We start from the raw sequence: 5,399 nt of genomic DNA, 5'->3' as shown, positions 1-5,399 counted from the left end.
TGCAACGCCAGCGCACTCCATACACGGTTGACCTGCTGCGGACTCAGCTTGTGATTGAACCACCGCATAAGCCCATCGTTCTTGATGTCCATATACAGTAGGGTCCCGTGCTCATCCCGGAATGGGATAACTGTCCGCCCGTCTCCCTTGATTGGCACAAGGCTGTCCACCTCGAACTCAAGTGCAGTGTTCACGAATTGCTCCCACTCCTCGATTCCTCCCTGCTGCGCTAAGTCCGCAAGGATCTGCATCCCGTCAATCTTGATGAACTGGCTGGGATCCTCAATCGGAGACGAGTCGCCAATAGCCGCTTTAGCCTCCCGCGCCTGCTCTGCGAACTCCTTCTTGCCTTGGTCCTCGAACGCCTTCGCTAGTGCTTCCGCCACCTTACCGATAGACGGACGCGCTCCAGGTACTTGGTCTGCCGACAAGATGTTGCCAAACTCCTGCATCCCATCTCGCATCAGCCCGTCCGCAATTACCTGGTTGAGGTTCATGGCGTGCGCTAGGTCGAACAGCTTGAGACTAGCCTCCATGACGTGCTCAAACACAGGCCCCACGGGCTCCATGCCACCGACAAGCTTCTTGGAGATGTCCGTGTTCAATGCTGACTGCATTGTTGTCCCAGGATGCCCCATGAGTTCAACCACCTCGATCAACTCACGCGGCAGTCCCACATAGTCCCCCGGATCGCTTGCCCGCATACGCTCTACGTAGAGCCGCCCTGCATTGCTTGATCCCGCCAAGTAGTCCAGCACAGAATCCCACCACTTGTAGTAGATGTCCGCTGCCTCTGCGAATCCCTCTGGAGCATTGGCTACCACATGGCGAGCATCCTCTACGCCGAGACCCCCCTCTCTTATTGCTGAGGTCAGCCGCGTCTTCCGCGAATTCGCCGTCCCTCCTGTCATCCTTATTTTCCCATCATCGCCCAACTCTGCGGCCACATCCTCATACAACGCGATCACCCGCCGAGCCCAGAGGTACTTGGAGAACTCTTTCACACGCCCCTTTACGTGCTCCCCAATTGCGACTAGCGGCTGCACGTCCTTCCTTACCTTTCCGTCGAAGGTTTGCGCCTCCCGCAGAATGAACTGTTCGTTGATCGCGGCAGGTCTGCCTGCATACGCTTCATCCAAGAGCATAGGATTCTGGGATGTCCTCAACTCTTCGCCGCGCTCTCGGGCAATTACCTTCAGCGCCGCCACGAATTCCCTTTGCGCTAGTGCCGATCCGATCCATTCCTCTTCGCCCAACTGCTTCAATTCCCTCCGTCCCTCTGGAGTAGTCACTAGCTGCATCCTCTTCTTCCACCGAGTCAGGGGGTTGCCTTGATCCGACGATTGCGCTTCCTGGCGGGCAAAGGCTCCTTGCCTCCTGAACCGAGTGACAAGTTCCTTCATTGTCATCAGCTTCTCGTAGGTCTCAGGGTTGTTGGCAGCGAAGGTATCCTTGAACCACTTCGTTGTACGGGGAAGGTATTGCGCCCCATCAGCGGTCAACTCGATCCGGATGAATTGCTGGAAACCACGCATCATGGCTTCAGCCTTGGCCATCTTGATCTCATCCTGCGCCGCCTTCTGTTCCCGCAACAAGTCGGCCCATATTTGGTAGTCCTTCCGCCGCATCTCTTGGGGGATCGCTTTCATTGCCTCCTTCACGTTCTGCAACAGAACTTTCGCCTTCTTGATTTGCCCCGGCTCGATCTGCGTCCCTAGTGCTGCCAACTCCGTAACAGTATCCTTCGCCATTGCCGAGCGCCCTTTGTGGCTAAACGCCTTCAGTATTTGAGCCGCCCGATGCCCATACTCCGACGAGCCCTCCGGTCTGGCTTCCTTCCTTTGAAGGTCTACCTCGACCACGACCGCCGCCATCTTCTCCATCATCTCCGCGATGTTCTTCGACTTCCGCATTCCCAGCAGACCCCGGCCAGCGTCTACACCTTTTGCCCCTCCAGCCAATCGCCGCTTGCGGGCCTTGTCCTGTTCTATGTTCTCCTCTCGCCCCTCCATGACAACGATGCCGCCGATGGACTCATACATCTTCTCGACCAATCCAAGGATCTGTAGGTATGTCACAGGGTCCTCATCGAACGCCCTTCCTGGATACTTTGAGTCCACCAACCCACGCAAGCCAAACCCAATGCTCACCATCTTTCGGGCGAACGCATTTCCACCCAAAATGGTCCGTTGCTTCTTACGCAGCATCATCTCGTCATACGTTAGAAATCCAGATTCCGCCTCGAACACGGGGTCCTCTTCCAAGACATCATCCGCTGTCAAAGGTTTTACTGAAGACACAGGCCCCATATCCGTTGCCGCTTCTGCACCTTCCCAATCGCCAGCCTCCTCCATCCGCTTCTTGAGTTCTGCCCCGACGATTTCCTCACGAGTCATGTTCTGAAAGTCACGGCGGATCTTGAACTCTCTCGCTGCACCCACTCCCGCCGCACCTGCCGGGACCATAGAAAAGGCCACAAGCTCCGAAGCTGCCTGCGCCCACCCAGGAAACAGCCCGTCCATACCGTCAAAATCCTCCTCCCAGCCGGGGACTCCTTGAGCCAGTAAGTGACCTACACCCACTGCTCGCTCCTCCAGGAATTCCCCCATGACGCCATTGAACTTGCCCTTCTCGGCAATCTTCAACAACGCATCCATGGTGTTCTTGCCACCCTTGCCTAGCCACCGTTCCGCCGCCTTCATTTGCAGCGCCTGGACCTTGGTGATGAGCGGGATCTCCTTGACTCCAGCCTTCACCATAGCGCCGCTAAAGATCCCCTTTGCCCCCCTCGCCAACGCCCCGCCGCCAAGCTCAGTGCCCACCTCGATCATTCCATCGATGAAGCCTTGCGGAAGAAGGTCCAGCGTTCCAGGTATCGCCTGATCCATAGCCACCTGGAACCGACCGAACTCATCCCCCTTCCACTCAACACGCCCCAGCGCCTTGCTCGCGGCCCCTGCGCTAATGATTCCCCCAGAGTCCTCCAGGCCCATGAACTTGCCAAGCGCCTGCGAAGACACCTCCATCCCGCCAACAATCGTGGCCACCTTCCCCACGCCCCTTGCAGCGTTGACAGTTGCACCCTTAGCTAACGCCCCCGCGCCCATACCCTTGGCCAGCTTCCTTTTCGCCGTTGCCTTTACGATCTGCCCGCCAACCGCACGATGCGCCCGCAACGCCAACTTAGCCTTTGTCGCACTCAGAGCCCCCCTCCTCGCCAAACTCTTGATGAGTGCCTTAGTTCCATCCTTCGCAGACTTCTTGCCTATAACGACTGCTGCTTTCCCCACACCGGCACCAGCCGCCAATTCAACCAAGAACTTCGGCAGACTCATTACGATGTCCGCAGCCCCACCCATGATGGTATGCCCACGCTGTTGATCAACAATCCAGTTGTTCAGTAATTGCAAGTCATGCTGGCTTGCAGTACCACGCTCTGCTCGCCTTGCCCTTACCAGAAGATCCGCATATTGCCCGAATTGTTTCGCGGTTCCATAGATGGGCACACGCTCTGACCCCGCGTCTTCAATCGTTTCAAAGAAACCTTTTGCACCCAAGGGTTCTTGAGCAATCACGTCATCCTCACGCCCAGAACCCGGGAGTTTGGATGCGGTCTCCTCTGCGCTCTCCGCAGACGGTCTGGCAGTAAGCTCTGCTGACGTTTTCGCCCAGTCAGGTATCTCAGTCATAGGTGTGCCCTATTTCTTGATGTCCCGCGAACGTCCACGTATCACGCTCTTCTTATTTTCCTTTATGCGCTCTTCGTTTTCCCTAGCCTTCTTAGCGGCCCTCTCGTCCAACCATTTGCGCCGCTCTGCGCTTACCCAACCAGCCTTCTTGGCCTCGCGGGCTATACTTTTCGGCGGATCTCCAATGTCTACCTGGGGGAGCCCCGCCTTCCGCGCTTTTTCGTTCGCCAAGAATGCCTTCATCCACTTTTCGTCTGCGTTCTTCTTAGCCAGCTCGCTCGTTGTGCGTCCAGCCTTGCGCTCCTTATCCTTGTAGATGTTCGCCTCGTACACTAGATCGGGATCAATCTCCCTAAGATCCAACATGCCCGGATTCAAAAGCCATGCTTCATACTCATCCTGTGCATCTTCGTTCCACAATAAACCAGACCTTTCAGCCAGGGCGGTTATGTGGCGTACTTCCGTGCCAACGTCTAGGTCTGCGCCCTTTACCGATTCAGTAAAGTCCTGGATTTGCCGATACGCGAACTCCTTCAATTGAGGTATCGCCGTATCCACCGGCACCAGCACGTCTAACTTCGGGTCGTACCCCGCAACCTTGAGCGCCGCCGTCAACTCACGCCCACGCGCCTCTTGGTTTGCTGAGTGCCTTTCCCCATAGCCCCGCGCCAGTACGCCTCGTTGCACCTGGTTAGCCTCATCGATTCGTGTGATCTGCTCAGAGTCTCCCATCCCGATCAGTTCCAGCGTGCGTTGCGCCTTCTTTAGGAGACCGTCCTTCACTTGCACCGCCGCTCTAACGCTCTTGGGCGTACTAAGCCACGCGATACGTTCCTTGTACTGGCTGATCCTTGGGTCTGAGGGGTTCACCTCCCCAATCTCCGCGATTTGCTGGCGAAGTAGATGAGCCTCATCCTTCTCGCCTTCATCCGTGATTGCCGCATCAATCTTTACGCTACTCTCCGAGACCCAGCGTGCGATCTCTGTTCGCAAGCCATTCTCCTGGAGGACCCTCCCCTCAACCTCCCTAACACGCTCCGCATAGCCTTCAGGGTCGGCGTGGAACATGTGTTGCGCTTCAGCCATCTCCATTGCGATAGCCTGCTTTTCTGCCTCATTACGGCCCGCCGCCATTACAAACTGCTCACTCCGCGACAGGTCCCGCAAGCTCTGCGCCCGAGCCTCGGCGTCCTTCCGCATCTGCATATCTTTCACCCGGCTCATAATCCGCGACCTCACCCCCGGATCGAACCCTTCTAAGCTATCCACAAGGAGATCGGACTCCTCTTGCGTGATCTCCGAGTCATCCCCCATTGCCTTGAGTAGCAGGGCGTCCGCCTCTCCACGCTGTTCCTGTAAGTCCCGAGCCTGCTTGTCCTGGGACGTAACTAGCGCGAACTTCTGTTGCGTCAGCGTTCTACTCGCCTGTCGATCTTCAATCTCTGCGGTTAGACGAAGATCGCCCCGAGCTTCCTGTGCCCGGTTATGACGCAACCGCTCGGAGAAGGCATCCATAGCCATCTCGCTCTGCTGCTGCCGAAGCTGCAACTCGGTCATAGCCATCTCTCTGGCCTGCTGCTGATCCTGAACCCTGCGAGCGGTTTCAAGTCCGGCGGCTGCTCCTTGAACGGCCTTCTGGAGGCCAGCGTTTCCTGTCTCGAATACGAATCCCATTATCTACCGAACCCGGGTGTGAAGGGGTTTGCGATG

General features: G+C 56.9%; 2 protein-coding genes. Both read right to left on the bottom strand.

Annotation, left to right across the window (positions count from 1 at the left end; translation table 11 throughout):
• Positions 1 to 3,689: hypothetical protein (locus GY937_05655; protein ID MCP5056198.1), on the bottom strand; the 3,689-nt coding region annotated here is incomplete at its 3' end.
• 9 nt (positions 3,690 to 3,698) lie between these two features.
• A complete protein-coding gene (locus GY937_05650) occupies positions 3,699 to 5,363 on the bottom strand; it encodes a hypothetical protein (protein ID MCP5056197.1) in 1,665 nt (554 codons plus the stop codon).
• Between the last annotated feature and the right edge of the window lie 36 nt (positions 5,364 to 5,399).

This window comes from bacterium (assembly GCA_024228115.1).
GTDB lineage: Bacteria > Myxococcota_A > UBA9160 > UBA9160 > UBA6930.
Note: the sequence above shows the minus strand (reverse complement) of the source record. Positions and strands in the feature narration are given on the sequence as shown.